Origin of the sequence: Mucilaginibacter terrenus, from assembly GCF_003432065.1 — a bacterium.
Classification (GTDB): Bacteria; Bacteroidota; Bacteroidia; order Sphingobacteriales; family Sphingobacteriaceae; genus Mucilaginibacter; species Mucilaginibacter terrenus.
In genome coordinates this window covers 1,656,651-1,682,896 of sequence record NZ_QWDE01000001.1, presented here as the reverse complement: position 1 = coordinate 1,682,896, position 26,246 = coordinate 1,656,651, and the positions used below count along the sequence as shown (strand labels likewise).

At 45.4% G+C, this 26,246-nt stretch carries 24 protein-coding genes; 22 read left to right on the top strand and 2 right to left on the bottom strand.

What is annotated here, in order from left to right; genetic code table 11:
- The first annotated feature begins 190 nt into the window (after nucleotides 1–190).
- From DYU05_RS07425 to DYU05_RS07345, 17 genes are all read left to right on the top strand, one after another.
- Entirely contained in the window at nucleotides 191–1,264 is a 1,074-nt protein-coding gene (locus tag DYU05_RS07425) for a fatty acid desaturase (protein WP_117382319.1), read from the top strand.
- 154 nt (nucleotides 1,265–1,418) lie between these two features.
- Nucleotides 1,419–2,954 (top strand): TolB family protein, encoded by a 1,536-nt coding sequence (locus tag DYU05_RS07420; RefSeq protein ID WP_117382318.1) that lies wholly within the window; start codon nucleotides 1,419–1,421, stop codon nucleotides 2,952–2,954.
- 11 nt (nucleotides 2,955–2,965) lie between these two features.
- Nucleotides 2,966–3,880 (top strand): TIM barrel protein, encoded by a 915-nt coding sequence (locus DYU05_RS07415; protein ID WP_117382317.1) that lies wholly within the window; start codon nucleotides 2,966–2,968, stop codon nucleotides 3,878–3,880.
- Between the two features lie 101 nt (nucleotides 3,881–3,981).
- A complete protein-coding gene (locus DYU05_RS07410; RefSeq protein WP_117382316.1) occupies nucleotides 3,982–4,581 on the top strand; it encodes a gluconate 2-dehydrogenase subunit 3 family protein in 600 nt (199 codons plus the stop codon).
- A gap of 1 nt (nucleotide 4,582) precedes the next feature.
- The gene (locus tag DYU05_RS07405; protein WP_117382315.1) at nucleotides 4,583–6,295 is read left to right on the top strand and encodes a GMC oxidoreductase; all 1,713 of its coding nucleotides are present in this window, start codon (nucleotides 4,583–4,585) and stop codon (nucleotides 6,293–6,295) included.
- Nucleotides 6,296–6,452: 157 nt separating this feature from the next.
- Nucleotides 6,453–8,132 (top strand): GMC oxidoreductase, encoded by a 1,680-nt coding sequence (locus DYU05_RS07400; protein WP_117382314.1) that lies wholly within the window; start codon nucleotides 6,453–6,455, stop codon nucleotides 8,130–8,132.
- 21 nt (nucleotides 8,133–8,153) lie between these two features.
- Nucleotides 8,154–9,587, top strand: a complete 1,434-nt coding sequence (locus DYU05_RS07395) for a Gfo/Idh/MocA family protein (protein WP_117382313.1) — start codon at nucleotides 8,154–8,156, stop codon at nucleotides 9,585–9,587.
- Nucleotides 9,588–9,628: 41 nt separating this feature from the next.
- Entirely contained in the window at nucleotides 9,629–10,201 is a 573-nt protein-coding gene (locus tag DYU05_RS07390) for a gluconate 2-dehydrogenase subunit 3 family protein (protein WP_117382312.1), read from the top strand.
- A gap of 194 nt (nucleotides 10,202–10,395) precedes the next feature.
- On the top strand, nucleotides 10,396–11,565 hold the full coding sequence (locus DYU05_RS07385) for a Gfo/Idh/MocA family protein (RefSeq protein WP_205771815.1): 1,170 nt from the start codon (nucleotides 10,396–10,398) through the stop codon (nucleotides 11,563–11,565).
- A 3-nt stretch (nucleotides 11,566–11,568) separates the two neighbouring features.
- On the top strand, nucleotides 11,569–12,624 hold the full coding sequence (locus tag DYU05_RS07380; protein WP_117382310.1) for a sugar phosphate isomerase/epimerase family protein: 1,056 nt from the start codon (nucleotides 11,569–11,571) through the stop codon (nucleotides 12,622–12,624).
- A gap of 34 nt (nucleotides 12,625–12,658) precedes the next feature.
- Nucleotides 12,659–13,870: an MFS transporter gene (locus DYU05_RS07375; protein WP_117382309.1), complete on the top strand. Its 1,212-nt coding sequence runs from the start codon at nucleotides 12,659–12,661 to the stop codon at nucleotides 13,868–13,870.
- A 73-nt stretch (nucleotides 13,871–13,943) separates the two neighbouring features.
- On the top strand, nucleotides 13,944–14,387 hold the full coding sequence (locus DYU05_RS21315; RefSeq protein ID WP_235853969.1) for a c-type cytochrome: 444 nt from the start codon (nucleotides 13,944–13,946) through the stop codon (nucleotides 14,385–14,387).
- A 48-nt stretch (nucleotides 14,388–14,435) separates the two neighbouring features.
- The gene (locus DYU05_RS07365) at nucleotides 14,436–15,686 is read left to right on the top strand and encodes a nucleoside permease (RefSeq protein ID WP_117382308.1); all 1,251 of its coding nucleotides are present in this window, start codon (nucleotides 14,436–14,438) and stop codon (nucleotides 15,684–15,686) included.
- Nucleotides 15,687–15,689: 3 nt separating this feature from the next.
- Entirely contained in the window at nucleotides 15,690–16,580 is an 891-nt protein-coding gene (locus DYU05_RS07360; RefSeq protein ID WP_117382307.1) for a hydroxypyruvate isomerase family protein, read from the top strand.
- A 49-nt stretch (nucleotides 16,581–16,629) separates the two neighbouring features.
- Nucleotides 16,630–17,505: a sugar phosphate isomerase/epimerase family protein gene (locus tag DYU05_RS07355; protein WP_117382306.1), complete on the top strand. Its 876-nt coding sequence runs from the start codon at nucleotides 16,630–16,632 to the stop codon at nucleotides 17,503–17,505.
- Nucleotides 17,506–17,530: 25 nt separating this feature from the next.
- Entirely contained in the window at nucleotides 17,531–18,301 is a 771-nt protein-coding gene (locus DYU05_RS07350; RefSeq protein WP_117382305.1) for a 3-keto-disaccharide hydrolase, read from the top strand.
- Nucleotides 18,302–18,420: 119 nt separating this feature from the next.
- Nucleotides 18,421–19,521 (top strand): sialidase family protein, encoded by a 1,101-nt coding sequence (locus DYU05_RS07345; RefSeq protein ID WP_235853968.1) that lies wholly within the window; start codon nucleotides 18,421–18,423, stop codon nucleotides 19,519–19,521.
- A 22-nt stretch (nucleotides 19,522–19,543) separates the two neighbouring features.
- On the opposite strand, the gene DYU05_RS07340 is transcribed toward DYU05_RS07345, so the two are convergent.
- Together DYU05_RS07340 and DYU05_RS07335 are read right to left on the bottom strand one after the other, a co-directional pair.
- The gene (locus DYU05_RS07340) at nucleotides 19,544–19,945 is read right to left on the bottom strand and encodes a tail fiber domain-containing protein (protein ID WP_117382303.1); all 402 of its coding nucleotides are present in this window, start codon (nucleotides 19,943–19,945) and stop codon (nucleotides 19,544–19,546) included.
- Between the two features lie 199 nt (nucleotides 19,946–20,144).
- Nucleotides 20,145–21,092: a manganese catalase family protein gene (locus DYU05_RS07335; protein WP_117382302.1), complete on the bottom strand. Its 948-nt coding sequence runs from the start codon at nucleotides 21,090–21,092 to the stop codon at nucleotides 20,145–20,147.
- A gap of 990 nt (nucleotides 21,093–22,082) precedes the next feature.
- Between DYU05_RS07335 and DYU05_RS07325 the strand changes: the two genes are divergently transcribed.
- The 5 genes from DYU05_RS07325 to gapS4b all read left to right on the top strand — a co-directional run bounded on the left by DYU05_RS07325 (nucleotide 22,083) and on the right by gapS4b (nucleotide 26,164).
- A complete protein-coding gene (locus DYU05_RS07325; RefSeq protein WP_117382300.1) occupies nucleotides 22,083–22,436 on the top strand; it encodes a hypothetical protein in 354 nt (117 codons plus the stop codon).
- Nucleotides 22,437–22,440: 4 nt separating this feature from the next.
- Nucleotides 22,441–22,857: an SH3 domain-containing protein gene (locus DYU05_RS07320; RefSeq protein ID WP_117382299.1), complete on the top strand. Its 417-nt coding sequence runs from the start codon at nucleotides 22,441–22,443 to the stop codon at nucleotides 22,855–22,857.
- 22 nt (nucleotides 22,858–22,879) lie between these two features.
- A complete protein-coding gene (locus DYU05_RS07315; RefSeq protein ID WP_117382298.1) occupies nucleotides 22,880–23,290 on the top strand; it encodes a DUF937 domain-containing protein in 411 nt (136 codons plus the stop codon).
- Nucleotides 23,291–24,131: 841 nt separating this feature from the next.
- The gene (gene gapS4a, locus DYU05_RS07310) at nucleotides 24,132–25,043 is read left to right on the top strand and encodes a GapS4a family protein (protein WP_117382297.1); all 912 of its coding nucleotides are present in this window, start codon (nucleotides 24,132–24,134) and stop codon (nucleotides 25,041–25,043) included.
- Complete coding sequence (gene gapS4b / locus DYU05_RS07305; protein ID WP_117382296.1) at nucleotides 25,040–26,164, top strand: GapS4b family protein; 1,125 nt, start codon at nucleotides 25,040–25,042, stop codon at nucleotides 26,162–26,164. Before gapS4a ends, gapS4b begins: the two co-directional genes overlap by 4 nt.
- Nucleotides 26,165–26,246: the final 82 nt, after the last annotated feature.

Here is a 26,246-nt window from a genome sequence, read left to right as displayed (position 1 = left end):
TAACAGGTTTAAAAATCTGTTCTATGTCATACTATTGTTGCAGAGTATAGTACTTGTTAACTACTAGTTTAATTATATCTTAATATTTTTAAGAGTAAGTATGTGTTTTTTAAAATAAAGTTAGTATCTTTAAAACGCCCCCTAATAACTAAATTATAAACCGTTAATTTAAACTAACCTCCCGATACTGATGGCATTTATCCATGATGTGCTAGAGCGCCCTTCCTATGGCTGGAAGGATGAGAACGGCAACCTTGCCAAACCTGCTCCTGGCCAAATATTTAAAGAATTTTTTTCACGACTAAACATCTTTCGCAGCAAAAAGAACTGGCTTTCTTTTATGAGCTGGGCTATGGTAGCTGTATTGGCAGTGTTCCTGCTGCTGTTCGTTTTTAAATATTTCTCTCTGCAGGGCCTTATCATTGCTTTTGTATACAGCATGGTGGTAATGGGTACGCATGGCACCATCTGGTACCACAGGTACTGTACCCATGGCGCCTATAAGTTCAGCAATAATTTCTGGCGCTTTGTTACTCAAAATCTTACGTTGAAAATCATTCCTGAAGAGATTTACGCTATATCGCACCACGTGCACCACGCACTTTCAGATACCCCAGGCGATCCGTACAACGCGCAGGGAGGCTTTTTATACTGTTTCCTGGCAGATGTTAACCACCAGCCCATTAACCGCAACATGAACGAGAAGGATTATCAGCGTTGCCTTACCCTAATGAAGCACACCGGTGTTACCTGCAATAGTTACACACAATACCAAAAATGGGGATCGCTGGCTAAACCTTTTAATATGATATTAGGGGTAATTGCCAACTGGGCCTTCTGGTTCACGGTGTTTTACCTTATTGGCGGACCAGCGCTGGCTTGTGCCATATTTGGCGCTGCAGGGTTTTGGGCCGTAGGAGTACGTACATTTAACTATGAAGGCCACGGAAAGGGTGAAGATAAACGCCGCGAAGGTATTGATCATAACCGTAAGGACATGTCGGTAAATCAGCTTTGGCCTGGCCTTGTTGCCGGTGAGTGGCACAACAACCATCACCTGTTCCCTAAAAGCGCCCGCTCGGGTTTTAAGCCTTACCAGATAGACATGGCCTGGGTTTATATCAAATTGATGTATACGTTTGGTGCAGTTAGCCAGTATAAGGATAGCAAAGCCCAGTTCCTTAAAGAATATGTACAGCCGGCCTTACAGCCCGAACCTGTTTACTGTCCGCAAACCGGCAAGCAGATTTTTGCAACTAAGTAGGTTTTAACTTATCATGATATTATTTTACCGCCTCAAAATGGTAAATGTAAAAGGGATGTGACAGCATCCCTTTTTTTATTGCAAATGATTGGTTAAAAGCATGTTTTTTAAAATGATTAGCTAACTTAGTAAACCAATTATTTATCCTCCTGCTATGCTTAAGAGATTATCTTGCTTTTTAGTGGTTGTTGCTGCCCTGCAATTTACTGTTGCTGCTTGCGCACAAAATTCCGGCCCTGGTATTTTTGACAGCCATACCAATGTAGGTGCTGTAAAGCACAAAGGCGAGGTAATGTACAATGCTGCCAAACAGCAATATACCATCAGCGGATCGGGAACTAATATTTGGGCAAATACTGATGAGTTTCATTTTGTTTGGAAAAAACTAAAGGGCGACTTTATTCTGCGTACGAACGCGGAGTTTATAGGCAAAGGCGTAGAGCTGCACCGCAAGTGGGGCTTTATGGTACGTAAAACATTAGAGGGCAATTCTGCACACGTTAATGCTGTTGTACATGGCGACGGTTTAACCTCTTTGCAATACCGTAAAACAGCGGGTGCGGTAACTGAAGAACAAAAATCTACAGTGACGTTTGCAGGTGTGATACAACTGGAGCGAAAGGGAAATACTTACACTATGTCGGCAGCAAAAAAAGGCGATGTATTTGGTCCCGAGGAAAAGGTCGACCTTGATCTTGGAGATGAGGTATACGTCGGATTATTCGTTTGCTCGCACAATCCTGATGTTACCGAAAAGGCAATCTTCAGCAACGTTCGCATTGTGTCTCCGGCCCCTGCAGATCTTGTTCCATACAAAAAATATCTTGGCAGCGCTATTGAGATACTGGATATGGAAACTCAACACAGCCGGATCATCTACCAGTCGCCAAAATCATTACAGGCACCAAACTGGACAAAGGACAACAAATCCCTCATTTATAATAGTGACGGAACCTTGTACAAGTATAGCCTTGCTAGCAACACACCTGTACCATTAAATACAAACCCTGCTAAAAACAATAATAACGATCATGTTATATCTTTTGATGGCAAAATGCTTACCATCAGCAGCGGCGATGGCGGGCCCTCAATTGGTTATACTGTACCGGTAAACGGGGGCGAGGCCAAGGCTGTAACCACCAAAGGCGTTGGTGCTTCATATATGCACGGCTGGTCTCCTGATGGTAAATACCTGGTATTTTGTGGAGAGCGCAAGGGCGAATACGATGTGTACCGCATCCCTTCAGGCGGTGGTCCCGAAGAGCGCCTTACCACAACCCCGGGGCTTGACGACGGGCCTGAATATACGCCCAATGGTAAGTACATTTACTTCAACTCAGTGCGGTCTGGCCTGATGCAGGTGTGGCGAATGGATGCAGATGGCAAAAACCAGGTGCAGATTACTAATGATGATTATAACAACTGGTTTCCGCACGTTTCGCCGGACGGGAAGTGGATCGTTTACATCACATTCCTTAAAAACGAGGTTGCACCTGGCGATCATCCTTTTTACAAACATGTTTATATAAGAGTGATGCCTGTAACCGGCGGTCCGTCTAAAGTAGTTGCTTATCTTTACGGTGGGCAGGGTACTATAAATACACCATCCTGGTCGCCGGATAGTAAGCACATTGCCTTTGTAAGCAATTCAGACCTTTTATTTCCTGTGTTCCCGATAGCAAAAAACTAAATCTCAAAAATATGAATCCATCTCGCAGAAGCTTTATTAAAACCGGCGCCCTGGCGGTAACTGCCGCGGCTTTCTTACCTAAAAATGTATTGGCTGCACCAAAACTACAACGGGTAGGCTTACAGTTGTATTCCGTACGCGAGCGTATGAAAACCGATCCGTCTGGAACGCTGAAAAAGCTTGCAGATATGGGTTATGTATACGTAGAGCATGCCAATTATATCGACCGCAAGTTTTATGGCTGGAATGCAAAAGAGTTTAAAAAGGTATTAGATGATTTAGGATTAAAAATGCCTAGCGGGCATACCGTTATGACCGCCCAGCATTGGGACGCTGCTAAAAATGATTTTACCGATGCCTGGAAATATACTGTAGAAGACGCTGCTATTCTTGAGCAGAAATATGTGATAAGCCCGTGGATGGACGAAAGGGTGCGTACCGATAAAGATGCACTTAACCGAATCCTGGATCAGTTTAATAAGAGTGGTGAGCTTTGTAAGAAATCGGGGATGAAGTTTGGCTATCACAATCACGATTTTGAGTTTACCACCATGGTAGGCGATATAAGGCTGTTTGACTATATACTTCAGCATACCGATCCTTCCCTGGTGGCACAGCAGCTGGATATGGGCAACATGTACGGACGCGAAAATTCAGCAGTGTCTCTTATCAAAAAGTATCCGGGCAGGTTTGAGCTGATGCACGTAAAAGATGAAATTAAGAGTGCAGAGCACCCTAATGAAGGCACCGGATACGAAAGCTGTGTGTTGGGTAAAGGTGTATTGCCTGTACAAGATGTACTTAAAGCTGCCAAAAAAGACGGCAATACTACCTACTTGATTATTGAGCAGGAGTCGTACCAGGGAATGGACCCGATTGACTCTGTAAAAATTGATTTACAAACCATGAAAAAGTGGGGTTATTAGTAGTTTAACCGTACTTTTCAGCGTTAAGTATGTCGGGACAGCGCGCAAGCGTTCCCCTAACCGATCATTAAACTAAACATCGCTATAAATTGAACCTTCAAATGAACCGGCGAATAGCCATCCGCAACATGGCGCTTATTTTAGGCAGCGCGGCGGTACTACCATCCTGCTTTAACGACAAAAAAGGCAAGCCGGTAGTAGAACTTAAACATCTGGAGATAGATGCCGACCAGGAAAACCTGGTTACTAACCTTGCAGAAACCATTTTGCCTAGAACGAGTACCCCCGGTGCTAAAGAACTCGGTATAAATCTTTTTATATTAAAAATGATAGATGATTGTACGGGCAAAGAGCAGCAGGACGCTTTCAAAGCAGGCCTTAAAGAGTTTGACGAAGCAGCAGAAAAAAAATACGGCAAATCCTTCAATCAGCTAACTCAGCAGGAGCGTACCGCCTTTGTTGTTGACCTGGAGAAACAGGCTAAAGAAAGAGGTGCTAAGGAAGAAGCCGCAGTCAAGGCTGATAAGAACCACAAACCCGAAGAGCCGGCAAAGCTGGATACGTTTTACGGTATGGTGAAAGGCTATACAGTGTTTGGGTACACTACATCCCAATACTTCATGACCAAACAGGTAGTTTATGAATTAGTGCCGGGCAGGTACAACGCAATGTTCCCGGTTAAAAAGAAGGCAACAGCATAAGATGGCATTTTTAAATATAGATAGCGTAAAAGAACGCACGTTTGATGCCATAGTTATCGGCTCGGGCATGAGCGGTAGCTGGGCAGCAAAAGAACTTGGAGAAAAAGGGCTAAAAACGCTTGTGTTAGAGCGTGGCCGTGATGTTAAACATATAAAGGATTACCCTACAACCAATTTATATCCCTGGGAGTTTCCGCACCACGGTGTAATCCCCGAGGATGTTCAAAAGGCAAACCCCATAGTAAATCGTTGTTATGCCTTTGGTGAGGACGCTGCTCATTTCTTTGTTAAAGATGCTGAGCATCCTTACGTTCAGGAGAAACCGTTCGACTGGATTCGCGGATACCAGGTAGGCGGTAAATCCTTACTGTGGGCACGCCAAACCCAACGCTGGAGCGATTTTGATTTTGAAGGCCCTGCACGCGATGGTTTCGCGGTAGACTGGCCTATACGGTATAAAGACATTGCACCATGGTACAGCCATGTAGAAAAATTCGCTGGTATATCTGGTAATCGCGATGGCTTACCGCACTTGCCGGATGGTGAATTTTTACCGGCTTTCCCGTTAAATGCTGTAGAGAGTTACTTCAGCAAGCACGTAAAAACTAAATACAGCCGTGATGTTATAAGCGCCCGCTGCGCGCATTTGTCAAAGCCGAACCCGATCCATCTGCAACAGGGCAGGGCACAATGCCAGGAGCGTACCCTTTGCCAGCGTGGTTGTCCGTTTGGTGGCTATTTTAGTGCTAACTCGTCTACCATGCCGTGGGCGCTAAAAACCGGCAACGTTACACTTAGGCCGTTCTCGGTAGTTGAATCTATTATTTACAATGAAAAGCTGGGCAAAGCAACCGGCGTACGGGTTATAGACACTAATACTAAAGAAGCTATAGACTACCATGCCGATGTGATATTCCTTAATGCGGCGGCATTGAACAGTAATCTTGTGCTGCTTAATTCAACCTCCAATCGTTTCCCTAACGGTTTAGGTAATGATAGTGGCACACTGGGTAAATATGTTGCGTTTCATAATTATTCGGCGCACATCAGCGCCGAGGTAGAGGGTTTTGAAGAATGGGCAACCGACGGGCGCAATCCCGCGGGTGGTGGTTATATCCCGCGTTTCCGTAACTTACATAAACAAGAAACCAATTTCCTACGTGGTTATGGGGCTGGCTTAAGCGCTTACCGTGGCCGCACCAGCAGTGGCGAAGGTATTGGCGACGAATTGAAACAAAACCTTGCTAAAAAGGACCTTGGCCCTTGGCGTGTAGGATCGCACATGATGGGCGAAACCATCCCTAAGGAGAGTAACTATGTAGCGCTTGATAAGAGCAAGAAAGACCCCTGGGGTATACCGCAGCTTAAAATATCTGTGGATTATGACGATAACGATGCTAAGATGAAAGCCGATTACTTGGCGCAGCTGACAGAAATGTTCACTTCTGCCGGTTTCAAAAATATAAAAGGCGAAAGCGATCACCGTGCTCCCGGGCTGGATATCCATGAAATGGGTGGCGTGCGCATGGGTAACGATCCTAAGACATCAATGCTTGATAAATGGCACCGCTTGCATGCATGCCAAAATGTTTACGTGACCGACGGGGCGAGTATGACCTCAACATCATACCAAAACCCTTCGCTTACTTATATGGCATTTGCAGCACGCGCAGTAGATCATTACGTAGGAGAGAAAAAGAAACTGAACAGCTAAACGCCCGATCCTTAATTAGTTTAAGGATTATTGGACGGTGTATTATGCTGAATGTGTTTGCAAAACACAATGAAAAAAATTTGTAAGGTTATTTTTTGTTCATACATTAGGCGGAGTAACCAATACTAAACAAGATTTATTTTAACTCAATACTTTTATGTCTACAAACACTTATGACGCTATAGTCATTGGTTCAGGTATATCTGGCGGCTGGGCTGCTAAAGAACTGACCGAGAAGGGCTTGAAAACCATTATGTTGGAGCGCGGCAAGAATATAGAGCACATTAAGGATTATGTGAATGCCAACAAAGCCCCCTGGGAGTTCCCGCATCGTGGTGGCCGTACACAGCAAATGATAGAGGATTATCCGGTTTTAAAACGCGATTACCCTCTTAACGAAACTAACCTTGATTACTGGGTTAACGAAAAAGAAAGTCCTTATACTGAGATAAAACGTTTCGACTGGTTCCGTGGATATCACATGGGTGGCCGTTCACTAATGTGGGGCCGTCAGTCTTACCGCTGGCACGATACCGACTTTGAAGCTAACTTAAAAGACGGTATTGGTACAGATTGGCCTATCCGTTACAAAGATCTGGAGTCATGGTACGGCTATGCCGAGCGTTTCGCAGGTATTTCTGGCAGCAGGGATGGCGTTCCAATCCTTCCGGATGGCGACTTTATGCCACCTATGGAAATGAACGTTGTTGAAAAGGACGTAAAAAAACGTTTTAAAGAGTTTTATAAAGATCAGCGCCATTTTATTATTGGCCGTACAGCTAATATTACAGTACCACACAACAACCGTACAAATTGCCAGTACCGCAACAAGTGCTGGTTAGGATGTCCGTTTGGCGCATACTTCAGCACGCAGTCTGCCACTTTACCGGCAGCAATGGCAACCGGTAATCTTACCGTTCGCCCATGGTCAATTGTTACCAAGATCCTTTATGATAAGGATACCAAGAAAGCGAAAGGCGTAGAAGTACTGGATGCTGAAACAAACAAAACTTACGAGTTCTACGCTAAAATTGTGTTTGTTAATGCTTCTGCTTTAAACAGCGCTTGGGTGTTGATGAACTCTGCTACAGATATCTGGCCGGAAGGCTTAGGCAGCAGCAGCGGTCAGCTGGGCCACAACGTAATGGACCATCACCTTAACGTAGGTGCAGGTGGCCGTATAGAAGGTTTCCAGGATAAGTATTTCTTTGGCCGCAGGGCTAACGGCATCTATATACCACGTTACCGTAACTTAAATGGTGAAAAACGCGATTATATCCGTGGATTTGGCTACCAGGGTGGTGCAAGCCGCGGGGGCTGGAGCCGTGACATCGCCGAAATGAATATTGGTGGCGCCTTTAAAGACGCGCTGAGCGAACCAGGCGACTGGAGCATGGGTATAGGTGGTTTCGGTGAGACTTTACCGTATCATGAAAACCGCGTTTACCTGGATAAAAACAAGAAAGACAAATGGGGTTTGCCGGTACTGGCCGTTGATGCGGAAGTTAAAGATAACGAACGCAAAATGCGCATCGATATGATGAACGACGCCAAAGAAATGCTGGAAGCTGCCGGCGTTAAAGACGTGCAGACCTACAGCATGGAGCCGGTATTGGGGCGTGGTATTCATGAAATGGGTACAGCACGTATGGGCCGCGATCCGAAGGTGTCGGTATTGAACGAGTGGAACCAGGTTTGGGATGCTAAAAACGTATTTGTTACGGACGGCGCCGCAATGGCCTCAGCAGCTTGCCAGAACCCTTCATTAACTTACATGGCGCTTACCGCACGTGCAGCTGACTTCGCGGTTAAAGAGCTTAAAAAAGGAAACATCTAACATCTAAGAATAAAAAACATCATGACCGAGAAGAAAGACAACGTGCAGGAGCAAAATCAATCCAGGCGCGATTTTATCAAAACTGGTTCATTAGCCGCTGCAGGCTTCATGATCGTTCCGCGTTTTGTGCTGGGCGGCAAAGGTTTTATTGCCCCAAGTGACATGCTGAACGTAGCAGGCATTGGTGCCGGCGGTAAAGGCGAAAGCGACATTGCTGCATTCGCGAAAAGTGGAAAAGCTAACATCGCGTTCCTTTGCGACGTTGACGACCGCCGTGCTGCAAAATCACGTGCATCATTCCCGAAAGCTAAATATTACAAGGACTGGCGCGAGATGTACGACAAAGAGCACAAGAACTTTGATGCGGTTTCGGTATCAACCCCAGATCATAACCACGCTATTATAGCATACCATGCCATGCAAATGGGCAAGCACGTTTACGTGCAAAAACCACTCACCCATGATATTTGGGAGGCACGCTTGTTAACTGACGCAGCTAAAAAATACAAGGTGGTAACCCAAATGGGTAACCAGGGTGCATCTAACGATGGTACCCGCCTGATGTCCGAATGGTATGATGCCGACCTGATTGGCGATGTGCATACCGTATACTGCTGGACTAACCGTCCAGTGTGGCCTCAGGGCATCAAATGGCCCGAGCCAAGCCAAAACATTCCGAAAGAATTAGATTGGAATCTTTGGTTAGGTACAGCACCTAAAAAGGATTACGTAGAGAAACTGGTTCCGTTTAACTGGCGCGGCTGGTGGGATTACGGTACCGGCGCTTTAGGCGACATGGGCTGCCACCTGGTGGAAGCACCGTTCCGTGTACTGGGTATCCGTTATGCTAAAGATGTACAGGCAAGTGTAGGCAGTGTGTATGTTGATGAATTTAAACAAGGCCACTTCCCTGAAAGCTGCCCTCCATCAAGCCACATCACCTTAACTTTCCCTAAAACTGCTAAAACCAAAGGCGACGTTACGCTGCACTGGATGGACGGCGGTATACAGCCCGAAAGACCAATTGAGCTTGGCCCAAGTGAAAAATGGGGTGGTGAAGAAGGTAACGGTACGCTATTCATCGGTACTAAAGGTAAAATGTACGCCAGCACCTATTCAGATGCAGCTACGTTATTGCCGAAAGAGCGTACCGCAAGCGCAAACGCTCCGCAGAAGTACAAACGCGTTCCCGGCGGTGCAAACGGCCACTATGCACAGTGGGTTGAAGCATGTATTGCAGGCTACGGCAAGCAGGAAGTAAGCTCTCCGTTCGAGATAGCTGGTCCGCTTACAGAAGCGTTACTGATGGCTAACCTTGCAGTGCGTGGTCACGAACTAAAAGGTGGTAGCGTGAAGTTGATGTGGGATAATAACGCTATGAAGGTTACCAACTTTGATGATGTTAACCAGTACGTTAAACGCCAGTACCCTGCAGGCTTCGAGCTGAAGGCCTAGTGTTTGGCACAATAAAAGTAAACTCATAATTCTATAAAAAAATGAATAGAAGAGACGCAATAACCCGGGTGGGCTTAATCCTTGGGGGTACTGTAATAGGTGCCGAATTCTTCATCTCCGGTTGTAAATCGGGCAGTTCGGTTGATACAAGCGACCTTAAAAAGCCCGAAACTATAGCTTATATGGATGAGATAGGCGAAACTATTTTACCAGAAACCGGCACCCCCGGCGCTAAAGCTGCTAAAATAGGTGCGTTTATGGCAATAATGGTGAACGATTGCTACACTGCTGATGACCAGAAAGTGTTCAAGAAAGGTTTATCTGATCTTGACGAAGCCAGCAGCAAAAAGTACAGCAAGAAGTTTATGGAGGCTGATGCAAAACAGCGCACCGAACTGCTTACTGCGCTTGATAAGGAAGCTAAAGACTATAACAAAACCAAAAAGCCCGAAGATGCTAACCACTACTTCACTATGCTGAAGCAGTTAACCATCCTTGGCTACTTTACCTCGGAAGTTGGCGCTACCAAAGCGTTACGTTATGTTCCGGTGCCGGGAAAATACGTGGGCGACTTCCCTTACAAAAAGGGCGACCACGCCTGGGCTTTATCCTAACCGGTAATATTGCTACAATTATAACCCTCCCTGTAAAAGGGGAGGGCTTTTGTTTTGTGACAGCCGAAAGGTTGATAAGCAGATTACAGTAATTTTATGAATTACTGTTCAATAGTGTATATTAGACATTTATTAAAACTTTAAACAACAATTAACTAAGTATCCTTTCCGGAGGAGATTTAGGGGGAGCTTTTATGAGTAAAAGAAAATTACGCATGGGCATGATAGGTGGTGGTAAAGATGCCTTTATTGGCGCTATACACCGCATTGCCGCTAATATGGATGGCCAGATAGAGCTGGTTTGCGGCGCGTTAAGCGTTAACCCGGCAGTTGCCGAAGAGAGCGGCCGTATGCTGTTCCTGGACGAAAGCCGTATTTACACCAATTATGAGGACATGATTAAAACAGAGGCGCAGCTGCCTGCTGATAAACGCATGGACTTTGTTACTATTGTTACCCCAAATTTTGCCCACTTTGCACCGGCTATGCTGGCTTTGGAGAACGGCTTTAACGTAGTTGTAGAAAAACCTGTAACCTTTACCCTTGAAGAAGCACAGCAGCTTAAAGCAAAGGTTGAAGAAACCGGGCTGATGCTGTTGTTAACTCATACTTATGCCGGTTACCCAATGGTAAAAGAAGCTAAGCAGCTGGTTAAGAGCGGCGCGCTTGGTAAAGTGCGTAAGATATATGTAGAATACATACAAGGCTGGCTGAGCCGCCTGTCAGAGCGTGAGGGTAATGCCCAGGCTTCATGGCGTACCGATCCTTCTAAATCGGGCAAGAGCGGTTGCATGGGTGATATAGGCACACACGCCGCCCACCTTGCAGAGTATATCTCCGGTAAAAAGATCACGCAGCTTAATGCCTCTTTAAATATTGTTGTTGACGGCCGTATGCTGGACGATGATGGCGCGGTACTGCTGCGTTTTGAAGATGGCGTTACCGGCACGCTTACTGCATCGCAGGTTGCGGCAGGCGAGGAGAATGCGCTTAAAATACGTGTATATGGCGAAAACGGCAGTTTAGAGTGGAGGCAGGAAGAGCCAAATACCTTAAACCTGAAATGGCTGGATAAACCTGCTCAGGTATTACGTGCAGGCAGCGGTTATACTGATCGCCTGTCTACCTACGCTACCCACAACGCACGTACACCGGGAGGCCACCCTGAGGGCTACCTGGAGGCATTTGGTAATTTGTACCGCAACTTCGCACTGGCGCTAAGCGCTAAGATTGAAGGTGTAGAACCACAGCAGGAATGGCTTGACTTCCCTGGTATTGATGATGGTATCCGCGGCATGGCATTCATTAACAATGTGGTTGCCTCAAACCAAAGCAACGAAAAGTGGACCGACTACACTATCTAACGTATGAACACTATTAAAGGACCTGCTATATTTTTAGCACAATTCATAGGCAACGACGCCCCATTTAACAGCCTGGAAACCATTTGCAAATGGGCTGCAGGTTTGGGTTACAAAGGTGTACAGTTGCCAACAAACGATACCCGCTTTATTGATCTGCAAAAAGCTGCAGAAAGCAAGACCTATGCCGACGAGATAAAAGGCATTGTAAGCGCTGCCGGATTGGAGATCACCGAGCTATCTACCCACTTACAGGGGCAGCTGGTAGCGGTAAATCCGGCCTACGATTCGTTATTTGACGCTTTCGCGCCGGATGCTTATAAGAACAACCCTGCAGAGCGCCAGAAATGGGCTGTGCAGCAGTTAAAGTATGCTGCTAAAGCTTCACAAAATCTAGGTCTTAACGCGCATGTTACCTTTAGCGGAGCGCTTATCTGGCAAACCGTTTACCCGTGGCCACAACGCCCGGCCGGTTTGGTTGATGCTGCTTTTACAGAACTCGCAAAACGCTGGGAGCCTATCCTGAACGTTTTTGACGAGAACGGCATAGACCTGTGTTACGAGATACACCCGGGTGAAGACCTGCATGACGGCATCACTTACGAGATGTTTCTAGACAAGGTAAACCAGCATAAACGCGCTTGTTTACTTTACGATCCATCTCACTTTGTTTTACAGGCGCTTGACTACCTGGAGTACATCGACATCTATCACGAACGTATAAAAATGTTCCATGTGAAAGATGCTGAATTTAATCCTACAGGCCGCCAGGGTGTTTATGGGGGTTACCAGGATTGGATAAACCGCGCGGGCAGGTTCCGCTCTTTAGGAGACGGTCAGGTTGACTTTAAAGGAATTTTTAGCAAATTAACTCAATACGATTATAAAGGCTGGGCAGTGCTGGAGTGGGAGTGTGCTTTAAAGCACCCGGAAGATGGTGCAAGGGAAGGCGCCCAGTTTATTAAGGACCATATCATCAGGGTTACCGACCGTACGTTTGATGATTTTGCGGCATCTGGATCTGATGATGCGTTTAACCGTAAATTAATGGGGATTGAGTAATTAGGCGGTAGAAACCAACAAACCTGATTATAAAATGAGTACTATTAACCGCACCCAATTATTTAGTGCGAGCTGTCTTGCCCTGCTGGTTACTTCTTTGTCTTTCGGTATACGTGCCGGTATCTTAAACAAACTCGGTACAGATTTCGAGTTAGATAAAGCACAACTGGCCACCATTACAGCTACCGCATTTTGGGGCTTCCCGCTGGCCGTTATCGTCGGCGGAGTAATTGTTGACTTGATTGGTATGAAACGCTTGCTTATGCTGGCGTTCTTTTTTCATTTGGCAGGCATCCTGCTCACCGTATTTGCTACCGGTTTCTGGACGCTGTTCTTCTCTACCTTCCTTATCGGCGTTGCCAATGGTACGGTAGAAGCAGCCTGCAACCCACTGGTAACTTGTTTGTACACCGACGAAAAGGCAACCAAGCTTAGCCACTTTCACCTGTGGTTTCCCGGCGGCATCGTAATAGGTACGTTAATAGTATTATTGCTTAATAAAGTAGGCCTTGGATGGCAGGTACAGGTAGGCCTTATGTTGCTGCCTACGCTGCTTTACGGTTACCTGTTCTCCAAACTGGATTTTCCGGTTACCGAGCGTGTGGCATCCGGCGTATCTACCGCAGGTATGTACAAAGCATTGCTTAATCCTTTGTTCATTTTTATGTTTATCTGCATGTTTGGCACTGGTATAACCGAGCTGTTTACGGGCCAGTGGATAGATGTGCTGTTAAAAAATGTTACAGATAATGCTATCCTGATACTTACGCTTGATACAGGCGTAATGGTAGTAGGCAGGGCTTTTGCCAAACCTATCCTTAAACAGTTCTCTCCGCAGGTGGTGCTGTTAATGTCTACCATTTTGGCGGCTGTGGGTATGTACTTATTGGGTACGTTAACCGGCAACGCTGTGTTTTTTGCGGCACTGATATTTGGTATGGGAGTTTGCTTCTTCTGGCCAATGATGCTGGGCTTCGTAAACACCAATCTGCCAAAAACCGGCGCGTTAGGGTTAAACCTTATGGGTGGGGCAGGCATGTTCTCGGTATCTATCTATACCGTTTTTATGGGCAGGTATTACGATAGGATAGTGGCCGATGCAGGTGGCGACAGCAGCCACGCCGGGCAGCAGGTTTTGCAAACAACACTGGTAATACCTATAGTACTTATTGTAGCTTTTACAGGGTTGGTAATTTATATGCGCAGCCGCAACAAAACAGCACCTGCGCCTGTTGTAACAGTTTAAATAAATAATTCATCTGAAAGTAAAAAATCGTACTTTTCGGGAGTTTAATAATTCTATAATAACATTGTAATCCATGAAAAAAGTATTCATCGTTTTAGGTATTAGTTTAGTGATAGCAGCATGTGGAGGCCCAAAACCGGGCGAAACTGAAGAAGGTACTGCCGATAGCGCAAATGCTGCGCAGCAATCAGCCGTTGCACACCAAAGCGATGCCGCACAAGACACTGCCGTATCAAAGATCGGTACCGAAAAAGCAGCAGGTACTGCAGACAATAAAGGCCAGCAGTTAATGGCTTCACTTGATTGTAACACCTGCCATAAAGAGCACGAGAAAGTAATAGGCCCTGCGTTTGCAGACATTGCTAAGAAGTATACGTCGGCTGACGAAGAAATGCTTGCAAAGAAGGTTATTGCAGGCGGCAGCGGCAACTGGGGTACAGTACCAATGACGGCTCACCCTGACCTGAAGCTTGAAGATGCTAAAGAGATGGTTAAATACGTACTGTCGGTTAAATAGCCCTTTTCTGAACTTCTGCGTACTAACCAATTATAACCAAATTAAATTATGACCTTAACTACACGCGTCAAGTTGTCTACCATGATGTTTCTCCAGTTTTTTATCTGGGGATCATGGTTTGTAACAATGGGGACGTATTTAGGTAAAACACTTGCGGCAAGCGGCACGCAAAACGCCACCGCTTATTCAAGCCAGTCTTGGGGCGCAATTATAGCTCCTTTCATAATCGGCTTAATTGCCGACCGTTTCTTTTCAGCACAAAAGGTATTGGGCGTTTTACACCTGATAGGCGCCGCCCTGCTTTATTACATTACAACCATACCCAATTTCGATGGGTTCCTTCCGGTAATATTTGCTTACATGATCGCCTATATGCCAACCCTTGCGCTGGTAAACTCGGTATCGTTCAAGCAAATGACCAATCCAAGTAAAGAATTCCCGCCTATCCGTATCTTGGGTACGTTAGGTTGGATAGTTGCCGGCCTGCTAATTGGCTGGTTAGGATGGGAGCAAAGCAATTCACTGGTGCTTACCTTTAAGATGGCTGCTATCGCGTCTTTAATCTTAGGCTTGCTTAGCTTCGCTTTGCCGTCAACTCCTCCTGCGAAAAAAGGTCAGAAAACAACCATGAGCGACATCATGGGATTGGATTCGATAGGGTTGTTGAAAAACACATCGTATCTTATTTTCTTCATTGCTTCTGTTGCTATATGTATACCGCTGGCATTTTATTACAATTTCACCAACCCTTTTCTTAACGAATTGAAGATGGAAGGTGCTGCTGCAAAGCAATCTATCGGGCAAATGTCTGAACTTGCCTTTATGGCATTAATGCCTTTGTTCTTTGTTAGGCTGGGTGTTAAAAAGATGCTTGCCGTAGGTATGCTTGCCTGGGTGCTGCGTTATGTATTCTTTGCTTACGGAGACATAGGTTCTAATTACTGGATGCTGATTGCGGGTATTGTGCTGCATGGTATCTGTTACGACTTTTTCTTCGTTACCGGTCAGATCTATACAGATAACCTTGCCGGCGAGCGTTTTAAGAGCGCGGCACAGGGCTTTATCACCTTAGCGACTTACGGTGTGGGTATGCTAATAGGATCGTACATGTCGGGCCCGATAGTTGACCATTGGAAAACTGCAGAAGGCCACAACTGGCAAACCATCTGGTTAATACCTGCAGGTATTGCCGGTGTAGTATTGCTTGTGTTCATCATTTTCTTTAAGGATACTAACCAAATACAAAACAAGCCGGGCCTTGATATTGAAGAACCAGCTGAAGGCCGTTTAGAAGTATAAACCATGGCATCAAACCACAACAGACGAACCGCTATTAAAAGCATGCTTGCAGGTACTGCGGCAATAGGGGCATCAGGCATGATCTCCTCTTTCACCGCAGATAACTCAAAATCACCTATGGCCGAAAAGCTGAAAGGAAACATAAACCACGCGGTTTGCCGCTGGTGTTATGGCGATATTACAGTAGAGAACCTTTGCATTGCTGCAAAGGAGATCGGCATAAAGGGTATAGACCTGGTTGGTCCGTTGGACTGGCCTACGCTGAAGAAGCATGGTTTATACTCCTCGATGTGTAATGGTGCGGAAATTAACCTTACAGACGGTTTTGGTGATAAAGAGTTCCACGCGCAACTGCATAAGAACTATACCGAGATGATCCCTAAAGTGGCAGCTGCGGGTTACAAAAACCTTATCTGCTTCAGCGGTAGCCGTCGCGGTAAGGACAACGAAACCGGTTGGAACAACTGTGTAGAAGGCCTTAAACCAATGGTAGCCCTCGCCGAAAAACATGGTGTGGTATTGGTGATGGAACTGCTTAACAGCAAGATTGACCATAAAGACTACCAGGCGGACAGGGTAGAGTGGGGTGCAGAACTTTGCAAGCGCTTAGGATCTGAAAACTTCAAGCTGTTGTTTGACATCTATCACATGCAGATAGACGAGGGTGACGTAATCCGTAACATCCGTCAGTATCACCAGTACATCAATCACTATCATACAGGTGGTGTACCGGGACGTAACGAGATAGACGAAACCCAGGAACTATACTACCCTGCAATTATGCGCGCCATTGTTGAAGTGGGCCACAAAGGGTTTGTAGCACAGGAATTTATACCAAAACAAAAAGACAAGATAGCTTCCTTACGCAAGGCAGTACAGATCTGCGACGTTTAAACCTTTAAACGTTGGCAGTGTCTCAAGTCGGATGATAAACCAGTAATAAATGACAACCAGGAGAAAATTTTTAGCCCAGGCTGGCTTGATGTCGGCCGGAATTATGCTTGCGCCACAATTATTGTCGGCAAAGAGCAAAAACGGTGTTGGCCTGCAATTATACAGCCTTCGCCAGCAATTACCTAAAGACGTAAAAGGCGTAATTGCCGAAGTAGCAAAAGCAGGTTACCAGGAAGTAGAAACTTTTGGTTACTCAAAGACTAATGGTTTTTGGGGCCTTAGCGCCAAGGAATTCAGCGAATTGCTTAAAGCAAATAACCTGAAGACTCCAAGCGGTCACTACGGCCTCGACGAGTTTTTTAGCACCGGTAAAATGGACCAGTTTGATGCGTACATCGAAGCAGCTTTGGCAACAGGCCAAACCTACGTTATTGTACCATCATTAAACCATAACCTGATTAAAACCGCTGCGGATTTTAAGACCATTGCCGAAAAACTGAACAAAGCTGCCGAGGTGTTAAAAACACACGGATTAAAGCTGGGCTACCACAACCACAACTTTGAGTGGACCGAAACTGAAGGTACTACCTTTTACGACACCATACTGAACGCAACCGACCCTAAGCTGGTGAACATGGAGCTGGACCTGTACTGGGTAGTTCGCGCTGGTCATGACCCGATCGAATTGTTCAAGAAACATCCGGGACGCTTCAAGTTTGTGCACGTGAAGGATATGGATAAAACCAACAACAACCTAAACACAGAGATTGGTACCGGTACCATTGATTTCAAGAGCATATTTGCACAGGCGAAACTCGCAGGCATAGAGCACTACATTGTAGAGCAGGAAAATTATACCAATATCGATCCTTACAAGAGCATCGCACAAAGCAGCGGCTACATCAAAAACACGCTGAAAGTTTAATTATCTACCAATAACTATAGTGAAAATGAAACACAAACTAATACTTACCGCTTTACTGTCAGGAGGCTTTTATATGGCTAATGCACAGCAAGGCGCAAAACCTGAAGACACAGAGAAATGGGAGCCGGTACCAAAGGTGGTAACCGCAGGCAAAACGGGCTCCGAAGCTCCGTCTGACGCTGTTGTTCTGTTTGACGGTAAGAACCTGGACGAGTGGGTTGACGTACAAAGCGGTTCACCCGCAAAATGGGACGTTAAGGACGGCATCCTGACCGTTAACAAGTCAACTGGTAACATCGAAACCAAAAAGAAATTCGGCAACTACCAGCTGCACATCGAGTGGAAAGTACCTGCAAACATCACCGGTACAGGCCAGGCACGTGGTAACAGCGGTATCTTTCTTGCTTCAATTGGCAAGGGCGATGCAGGTTACGAGCTTCAGGTGCTTGACTCCTACAACAACAAAACTTACGTAAATGGAATGGCTGGTAGTATTTACAAACAGTTCATCCCGCTTGCAAACCCGACCCGTCCTCCGGGTAGCTGGAACGTTTACGATGTGATCTGGACCGCGCCTACCTTCAAAGCTGATGGAAGTTTGAACACTCCGGCACGTGTAACCGTTATGTTTAACGGTGTATTGGTAGAGAACAACATTGAGTTATTGGGCCCTACACAGTACATTGGTGCTCCAGGCTACCGCCAAGCACACGGTGCATCGCCAATTAAGCTACAGGCTCACGGCGACAAAAGCGAGCCGCTTAGCTTCCGCAACATCTGGGTACGTGAATTATAGTAGCAGTTACCATATTAAAATACAAAGCCGGCACTTTACAGAGTGTCGGCTTTTTTGTTCTTTGTTCTTATTGCAATAATTTTGATATACGGAACCGATGAACCCATCAACACCCTTTATTGCGACCTCAGAACAGGCGAGTAGCAGAGCTTTCTTCATTTCAGGCAAACTTCCTATCTTCCGCCATGCTGTCTCTTAGATATACTTTGATATTCATCCTGGCATCTTTTACTACCTCTTTAGCGCAGCCACAGTGGAAAGTACTAAATCAGGAACTCCTGTTTACCGATCCGCCGTTCAAGAACTGCCATGCATCTACCATAATGCAAACTAAAACAGGCAGGCTACTGGTTGCGTGTTTTGGCGGATCGCAGGAGAGCAAGCCTGACGTTACCATATGGTTGCGCGACCTCAACGCTACCAAACAGCAGCCCGTTATGGTAGCCGATGGCGTTATCAATGATACCCTCCGGTATCCGTGTTGGAACCCGGTGCTCTTTCAATCCCGCAGCGGCAAGCTGTTCCTGTTTTACAAAGTTGGGCCAAACCCGCGCGAATGGTGGGGTATGCTTAAAACCTCCGCCGACGATGGTCGCACCTGGAGCGCTGCCCGGCGTTTGCCCGATGGTATACTCGGCCCGATTAAGAATAAGCCTGTACAGCTAAGCAATGGCGTTATACTGGCACCATCCAGTACTGAGGAGAACAGCGGCAGGTGGAAGGCGCATATAGAAAGCTCTGCCGATGATGGCAACACCTGGACGTCTGCTCCCGTAGATACTACCGGCGCGTTCGACGTTATACAGCCGAGCATATTGAGTTACAAAGGCGGGCGGCTGCAGTTGCTTTGTCGCAGCAAACAGGGCGCTGTTGTACAGGCATGGTCGGCAGATGGGGGCCGGAACTGGGGAAAGCTCAGCAAAACCAGCTTGCTTAACCCGAACTCCGGTACAGATGCGGTTACCCTCAGGAGCGGCACACAACTGATTGTATACAACCCCGACGTACCGGGAAAAGACTGGTATAATGGCCGCGGTAAGCTGCGCGTAGCCGTTTCAAAAGACGGGCAAACCTGGCGCGATATAGCCATGCTGGAAAACGGCAGTAAGGAGGAATACAGTTACCCTGCCGTTATACAAACGCGCGACGGCCTCATACACATCACTTACACCTACAACCGTGTGAATATTAAACACGTGGTATTGCAGGAGGGTAAATAACCATACACTTTTGTCTCTCAGCTTACTTTGCCGACAACCGCCGCACTTCTTCGCGCAGTTGCTTTATCTCTGCCTGTTGTTCCTGTATGGCGCTTACCAGTAAGGGTATCAGCACCTCGTGGTTGGCAGTGCTTACACTGGTGGCTACCTGCTGGTTTTTGCCTGCGGTGTGCCAAATGTTCTTTTCGGTAAGCAGGCCGGGTACCTGGGTAGGTGTTTGCGCGAAGCCGTACTGGCTGCCGGCCGTAAGTTTAAGTGAAGGATATTTCTTCGCGTCGAACTGGTAGGTAACCGGCTGCAGGGCGTTTATCACCGGTAAAGCATTTTGTACGGGTTGCTGTGTAGCTTGCTGGGCATAGGAAGTACCGGCTATTAATGAAAAGCCGAATGCGGCTGCCAGTGCAATATTGTATTTCAGTTTCATATTCGTGACGTAAAATCGCTGTAATTATAACGAGTGGCAAGCAAATTAGTTGCATGCCGGGTTCTTCAGCGGTGCTACATATTGAGACTGAATGCGTTTATTTTTAAGTATGCAGCCGATCGGATACACCCGCTACCCGGGCACAAAAAAGCCCGCCTCTTGTACAAGAGGCAGGCTGCTTAGTTTATAGCGTTATAGTTTATTGTATTTCACCAGAGCCGCTGTAATCGCTCCATTGGGCTACGCCTTTTGGCTGCGGGGCGCTAACCTCTTCGCTCTTGGTTTTGCTCAGCTCCTTGTTCATTTTCTCGGTTTGGGCAAGCTGTTTGTCCATTCCTTTGTCTTTGGTGGTCAGGCCTTGTGTTTCCTGCACGTGTGCAATAGGGTCTGCAATATATTCCCATTCTTTACCGGTTTCCGGCATGGTGCCTTCGTTCCATGGGCCGCGTGCGCTGTTAGCAGGCGACATATTAAAGTACTGCTGCGTAAAGCGCGGATCGGCCTGTAACACACCCGGCGGGAAGTTAGGCTCTATTGTATCCAGCGCCGCTTTAAACATGTTATAGTGCGATACCTCACGTGTCATCAGGAACGATAGGGTATCCTTAACATACGGGTCATCGGTAAACTGCATCAGGTATTCGTACACCAGCTTGGCTCTCGATTCTGATGCCAGGTTGCTGCGAAGGTCTACCGTAAGGTCGCCGTTAGAGTGTATGTACGATGCGCACCATGGTATGCCCTGGCTATTGGTCAAACGCGGACCACCGCCGCTTAGCGTCAGGAATTGCGGGTTTGCAAGCGCTTCGTGTATAATGTTTTCCTTTGCAGCTTTGCCATCCATCACCTGCATAATTTCCGATTGGTCCGCGGCGTCTTTCAGTTCGCCGTTAACGCCTTTCAGCAGCATTTGTATAGTGGCACCCACAATTTCAAGGTGGCTAAACTCTTCGGTCGCAATATCCATCAGCATATCGTACTTGTCCGGATAAGGCACTTTGGCGCCGTAGGCCTGGGTAAAGTACTGCATGGCCGCGGCCAGCTCGCCGTTTTCGCCGCCAAATTGTTCTAGTAACAAGTTAGCAAAGCGTGGGTCGGGACGCGACACCCGGGCGTTAAATTGAAGGTCTTTTACGTGATGGAACATATCTGGAATTTTTTAAGGTAAATGAAAATAATTTAGTTACTAAGTAAACCATAAAACAATACGGAATGTTTCAGTTGATTGACATTATATATTTTAGATAATTTTCTTAAACGTTAAATCATTATAAAGCGGACAGTTGGCAGGAGTTGAATAGGTTTAATCCCCTCCCGGGAGGCGGGGGAAAGAAGGTAGGCATGGATGCGTCCTTCAGCCCAAGGGATAAGTTCCTTCTCAAGAGGGAGTGCGCCGGAATACACCGCGTCATTGCGAGGAACGAAGCAATCCTCGAGCGACATGTAGCCGACATGCATGTCGATGATTGCCACGCTATCGCTCGCAATGACGAACCTGTTTGTCGTCTGGTAAGCTCTCGCGTCATTGCGAGGAACGAAGCAATCTCGAGCGACATGTAGCCGACATGCATGTCGATGATTGCCACGCTATCGCTCGCAATGACGAACCTGTTTGTCGTCTGGTAAGCTCTCGCGTCATTGCGAGGAACGAAGCAATCTCGAGCGACATGTAGTCGGCATGCATGTCGATGATTGCCACGCTATCGCTCGCAATGACGAACCTGTTTGTCGTCTGGTAAGCTCTCGCGTCATTGCGAGGAACGAAGCAATCCTCGTGCGACATGTAGCCGCCATGCATGTCGTGAATTTCCGCGCTATCGCTGCAAAGACTTCGAAATATGGAATGCTTTAACCCACCGCGTCATTGCGATGAACGATGCAATCACCAAGCGATATGTACCATTCCCCTCTTGAGAGGGGGTGCGGCGGATAGCGAAAGGGCAGGGGTGTGTCTTTCCGCTTTGAGCTCTCTGCTCTCAGCCCATCTACCACTTTATGCTTTCACCTTTCAGCTCTCCGCTCTCTCACCACTCACTAAATCTCACCAAATACAAACATTTAATTAAAAAATTTCTTCTTTGGTTAACAAAATTATCAAAATACTAGTTTTTATAACCACTCACAACAACGCTATCTAATGAAAAAGAACTTCGTTAAAGCAGCTTTTATGGCAGCGCTTATGCTGGCCGCCACGCAGCTGCCGGCCTGTAAAGGCAAAGACAAAACCAACAATGCCGACACGGCTACTAACACAACAGCAGCACCTGCCGACACCACCCCAACCGCGCCGGTTGTTGTTGCCGAAGACAGCAAGTTAAAAACTGATGTTACAGACGCTACCAAAGACTTCCCCGGCGTCACCGCCAGCGTAGACAGCGGCGTAGTAACCCTAACAGGTAACATTACGCGCGACAAGCTGCAAAGGCTGATGATGAACCTGAACGCGCTGCACCCAAAAAAGATAAACAACAACTTAACCATCAGCAAATAACACCATGGCACTACAAGAGAAATATGCCGAGCTGATACAGCAGGCAAAAACAGGTGGTATTACCAACCTGCAGGTGCGCGAACAAGACAACGTGTTGTACATTGATGGCAGCACCAGCAGCGGCGAACTTAAGGACAAGCTGTGGGATACCTATAACAAAATAGACCCGGACTACCGCGCAGGCGACCTGGTCCTGAACATAGATGCCACCGCGGCACCGGGCACAAAGGCAAAGGTTACTACGGAATCTTCTAACTTAAACATCCGCAAAGGGCCAGGTACCGATCAGCAGGTGCTGGGCAAAGCAGCCCATAACGAAGAGGTGACGGTATTAAGCCGCCCTAACGAACAATGGAGCCTGGTACGCACCGCTCATGGCGTAGAAGGCTACGCGTACAGCCAGTATTTAACACAGGTATAAACCAATATAAAACAGAAACAATATGTTCGACGAAATATTGAATATGGTGAAGGGCCAGATAGGCGGTCACCCCGAAATAGCATCATCCATTCCCCCGCAGCAGGCAGACGCCGTGCACCACGAGATTGCCACACACATAAACAACGGGCTGCAGAGCCAGGTAGCGCAGCAGGGCGGTGTAGGCGGCCTGCTCGATTCGTTGTCTAACGCGGCGACATCCGGCAGCCCTGTAACCAGCGCCATAGAAGGCGGGCTGGTAGGCAGCCTGGGCAGCAAGTTCGGCCTGTCGCCGGCAGTAACCGGCGCTATATCTGCCGCCTTACCTGGCTTGCTGCAAAAGTTTGCCCACAAAGCCAAAGACCCTAACGACCCAAGCATTACACCCGACAGCATCAGCGGCGGACTTGGCGGCATGCTGAAGAATATTTTTTAAGCACTGATTCTTATAATACGTAAGGCAGGTACAGTAATGTGCCTGCCTTTTTTGTTGGATAACAATTACGCTTAGCTACATATATACATACACCATGGCGCCTCGTTGCGAGGTACGAAGCAATCTTCGATAGAAAAGTAAGGACAAGCATGTCGAAGATTGCCACGCTATCGCTCGCAATGACGTTGGATGAGTTGCCATTAGTTAGATGCGCCATTGGGAGGTACGAAGCAATTTTCCAGAGGGTAGACTGCCAGATCTGACGACTTCTGATTTAGCAATTGGGGCACACAAACGCAAGAAAAACACAAGCGACAACTCGCATAAGAAAATAAAGGAATTCAGTTTTGAAAAAGGAAAGAGGCTTTTTTCTTAAAAGGCATTGATATAATACTACAAAGATGAAAGTTAAAAATAACAGTATATCAATAAAACCAAAGTAAAATAGATACATGCCAATTGGGGTGTAGTATTTTCCGCCGATCAGGACGGATATAGTCGTTAGAACAGCTAAGACCGCTGTTGTTGAAAATACAATTCTTAAAGTAGTTTTATAAAGTGCCAAAATTTAATAATAGTGATTGTCAAAGTGACAATGTTTTTTGCAATATAATAAGTATTTAGATTCATTGATTGCTTTCTCGATCTGTTTCTAACCTTCTGCAAACCGGAAGGAGGACGCTTCCGATAACATAGCGGAGATAAAAGCTATAAACCACTTATGTTCTATGAAAATCATGTCTATATAAATAACTTGTTTTAATTATATTTGACTACAACCTAAACAAGTATCGTGTACAATTCCCTTCTTGTTTAGATATCACATTTAATTATTACCAAGGTGGGAGAACTGTCTAAAAAAATTGGAGAATTTGGAGAACAAGTTGTTGACGACTTTTTGCAGGAAATTGGGTGGGTGCAGGCACAAAAAGGTATACAGCTAAACAATATATTCAAAGATAAGTATAACAAAACAACATACGGAATCGACTTTCTGGTATCTTACGAATGCCCGTTAGTGGATAATTCAATCAAAAATATTTTAGTCTCTGTTAAATACCATAAAGACAAGTATCCTGACAATTTAAAATCTTTAGCCAAGTCTCACTTGATTGAGCTTTCCGAAATGATGCATTCGTTCGATTTTTCTAATGAAAAATCAGCAGCTGACGAAATGTTGGTTGGCAATATTGTTGAGGACATTGGATTATTGATTTGGTTGTGCCATAAAGATTCCAAAATAGACTTACGTAGTGAATTAAGCAACATAAGAGTCGATTTACCTTTCGAAAGAACCAAAATCATCTTGCTGGATAATACGCAAGTCGACTTTTTACTATCTTCAATAACATTTATCAAAACGGTTTTTGATAAAGATGGGTTCGAATTTTATTACCCAAACACAGGTCAAAATATCAACCCCCTAACCAAAATTAACTCCGGTCTTGTATTACCAATAGAATTTATCTCAAGTGCGATCCTACCGTTTAAAACTACTGACAGCAATAATGTTATAACTTTATCAATCGTTAGTGGAGAGAACTTTAGCAACAGTAGCTTACGACGAATTATCGGGCTTGCTCAAGATTTATCAACGAACTTAACCAACCAAATCTTACTAGCGTTTCCGGATTATGACGAATTGGAACACTTGAATGATTTCAATAAGGTCAAGGGAGAGTTTTCAAACAACAACTTTGTTAAGAAAATATACGTCGCTAATTACAACAATAATCGATTTAGAATAAAATGAGAAAGAATCTAAAATCAGTTGATAAAATACTTCCCTATGGAGAAGCTATAAGAGGATTTCTAAATCAGTCTTTTCTTACCGAAACGGATATTAAAGTTTTCCTAAAGAATAGAGGAGTATTTTTGTATGATTATTCAAAAGGTAACTCGGTGCCTTTTATTACCTCTACATTGCTGAGTCCTGGAGAATTTGATTCATTAAAAGAATCACAGGGTACTCGAGAAGATAATCCAAAAAGAACCAATGAGATATTTGAATGGCATGGAGAGCAAACGTTAAAGGATGCAATTACAGAAAACAAAAGTCAAATCCTAAGTTCTTTAATTCCAAATAATTGCAATTTTAGACTTTTAAATAACCCTATAATTCATTTTGACCCAGATAAAAACAATGAAGCAAAAATCATTTTTGAAATAGAACGCGATGATCTAAATAAAAGTTGGTATGAGTCAAGAAGTTCTTTTAAAGCGGAAGTCTATTTAAATCTAAATACGACGAAAAAACAACTTCAACTAACTAAGACATATACATCTGATGAAACTAAGCAAGTTCTTACATTGCTTAGTAAGAACTTGAAAAACTCGTTCAGCGAAAAAGGTTATTTAGATAACTCACAAAAATCACAAAGTATTATCTTCAAAGACTTTTCGAACCAAAATCGGTTTTATTTTTTGTTCAACTTAGCAACCAATCTCCATAATAACGTCTTAGCAGTAGAGCATAAGGACATTAGCGATATTGAATTTAAGCCTGATCCAAATATCAACCTTCCTGATGACTTAAAATGGATGAACGATAAGTCAAAAGTTATTTTAAAAGGTAAGTCGATTCAGAAAACTGATTTTCTTACGAAAGTGGATAATTATCAATTATTAATATTATGGAGTGTGGAGGCTTTATACAGATTTGATATCGGAGGAATTCAAGGCACCTTAACTTTGCAAATAGGATTTCCAGATTACTCGAGAAACAATTACGAAGATGCAGAATTGACAATTGTTCCTAACAAGTGCTACATTTTCGACAGGTCTCATGCAATGAAAAAAAACGAAGTTACAAAAAGACTTCTTGATGAGATCGACAAAATTAAATTCGACATTTACGATCAATTTAAATCTTAGCCAGTTAGAAAAATCAATTTAATAATCCTGACTGGTCCAAATCTAACAACTTGCACCCAAATACCCGGACGCTTCCAGTTTC

What these genes read in the sequence shown, in the direction of transcription:
- DYU05_RS07335 (WP_117382302.1), bottom strand. Translation starts at nt 21,092, where the DNA reads ATGTTCCATCACGTAAAAGACCTTCAATTTAACGCCCGGGTGTCGCGT.
- DYU05_RS21315 (WP_235853969.1), top strand. Translation starts at nt 13,944, where the DNA reads ATGAAAAAAGTATTCATCGTTTTAGGTATTAGTTTAGTGATAGCAGCA.
- DYU05_RS07415 (WP_117382317.1), top strand. Translation starts at nt 2,966, where the DNA reads ATGAATCCATCTCGCAGAAGCTTTATTAAAACCGGCGCCCTGGCGGTA.
- DYU05_RS07365 (WP_117382308.1), top strand. Translation starts at nt 14,436, where the DNA reads ATGACCTTAACTACACGCGTCAAGTTGTCTACCATGATGTTTCTCCAG.
- DYU05_RS07325 (WP_117382300.1), top strand. Translation starts at nt 22,083, where the DNA reads ATGAAAAAGAACTTCGTTAAAGCAGCTTTTATGGCAGCGCTTATGCTG.
- DYU05_RS07340 (WP_117382303.1), bottom strand. Translation starts at nt 19,945, where the DNA reads ATGAAACTGAAATACAATATTGCACTGGCAGCCGCATTCGGCTTTTCA.
- DYU05_RS07380 (WP_117382310.1), top strand. Translation starts at nt 11,569, where the DNA reads ATGAACACTATTAAAGGACCTGCTATATTTTTAGCACAATTCATAGGC.
- DYU05_RS07315 (WP_117382298.1), top strand. Translation starts at nt 22,880, where the DNA reads ATGTTCGACGAAATATTGAATATGGTGAAGGGCCAGATAGGCGGTCAC.
- DYU05_RS07390 (WP_117382312.1), top strand. Translation starts at nt 9,629, where the DNA reads ATGAATAGAAGAGACGCAATAACCCGGGTGGGCTTAATCCTTGGGGGT.
- DYU05_RS07385 (WP_205771815.1), top strand. Translation starts at nt 10,396, where the DNA reads ATGAGTAAAAGAAAATTACGCATGGGCATGATAGGTGGTGGTAAAGAT.
- DYU05_RS07425 (WP_117382319.1), top strand. Translation starts at nt 191, where the DNA reads ATGGCATTTATCCATGATGTGCTAGAGCGCCCTTCCTATGGCTGGAAG.
- DYU05_RS07400 (WP_117382314.1), top strand. Translation starts at nt 6,453, where the DNA reads ATGTCTACAAACACTTATGACGCTATAGTCATTGGTTCAGGTATATCT.
- DYU05_RS07350 (WP_117382305.1), top strand. Translation starts at nt 17,531, where the DNA reads ATGAAACACAAACTAATACTTACCGCTTTACTGTCAGGAGGCTTTTAT.
- DYU05_RS07405 (WP_117382315.1), top strand. Translation starts at nt 4,583, where the DNA reads ATGGCATTTTTAAATATAGATAGCGTAAAAGAACGCACGTTTGATGCC.
- DYU05_RS07410 (WP_117382316.1), top strand. Translation starts at nt 3,982, where the DNA reads ATGAACCGGCGAATAGCCATCCGCAACATGGCGCTTATTTTAGGCAGC.
- DYU05_RS07320 (WP_117382299.1), top strand. Translation starts at nt 22,441, where the DNA reads ATGGCACTACAAGAGAAATATGCCGAGCTGATACAGCAGGCAAAAACA.
- DYU05_RS07375 (WP_117382309.1), top strand. Translation starts at nt 12,659, where the DNA reads ATGAGTACTATTAACCGCACCCAATTATTTAGTGCGAGCTGTCTTGCC.
- DYU05_RS07355 (WP_117382306.1), top strand. Translation starts at nt 16,630, where the DNA reads ATGACAACCAGGAGAAAATTTTTAGCCCAGGCTGGCTTGATGTCGGCC.
- DYU05_RS07395 (WP_117382313.1), top strand. Translation starts at nt 8,154, where the DNA reads ATGACCGAGAAGAAAGACAACGTGCAGGAGCAAAATCAATCCAGGCGC.
- DYU05_RS07360 (WP_117382307.1), top strand. Translation starts at nt 15,690, where the DNA reads ATGGCATCAAACCACAACAGACGAACCGCTATTAAAAGCATGCTTGCA.
- gapS4b (WP_117382296.1), top strand. Translation starts at nt 25,040, where the DNA reads ATGAGAAAGAATCTAAAATCAGTTGATAAAATACTTCCCTATGGAGAA.
- DYU05_RS07420 (WP_117382318.1), top strand. Translation starts at nt 1,419, where the DNA reads ATGCTTAAGAGATTATCTTGCTTTTTAGTGGTTGTTGCTGCCCTGCAA.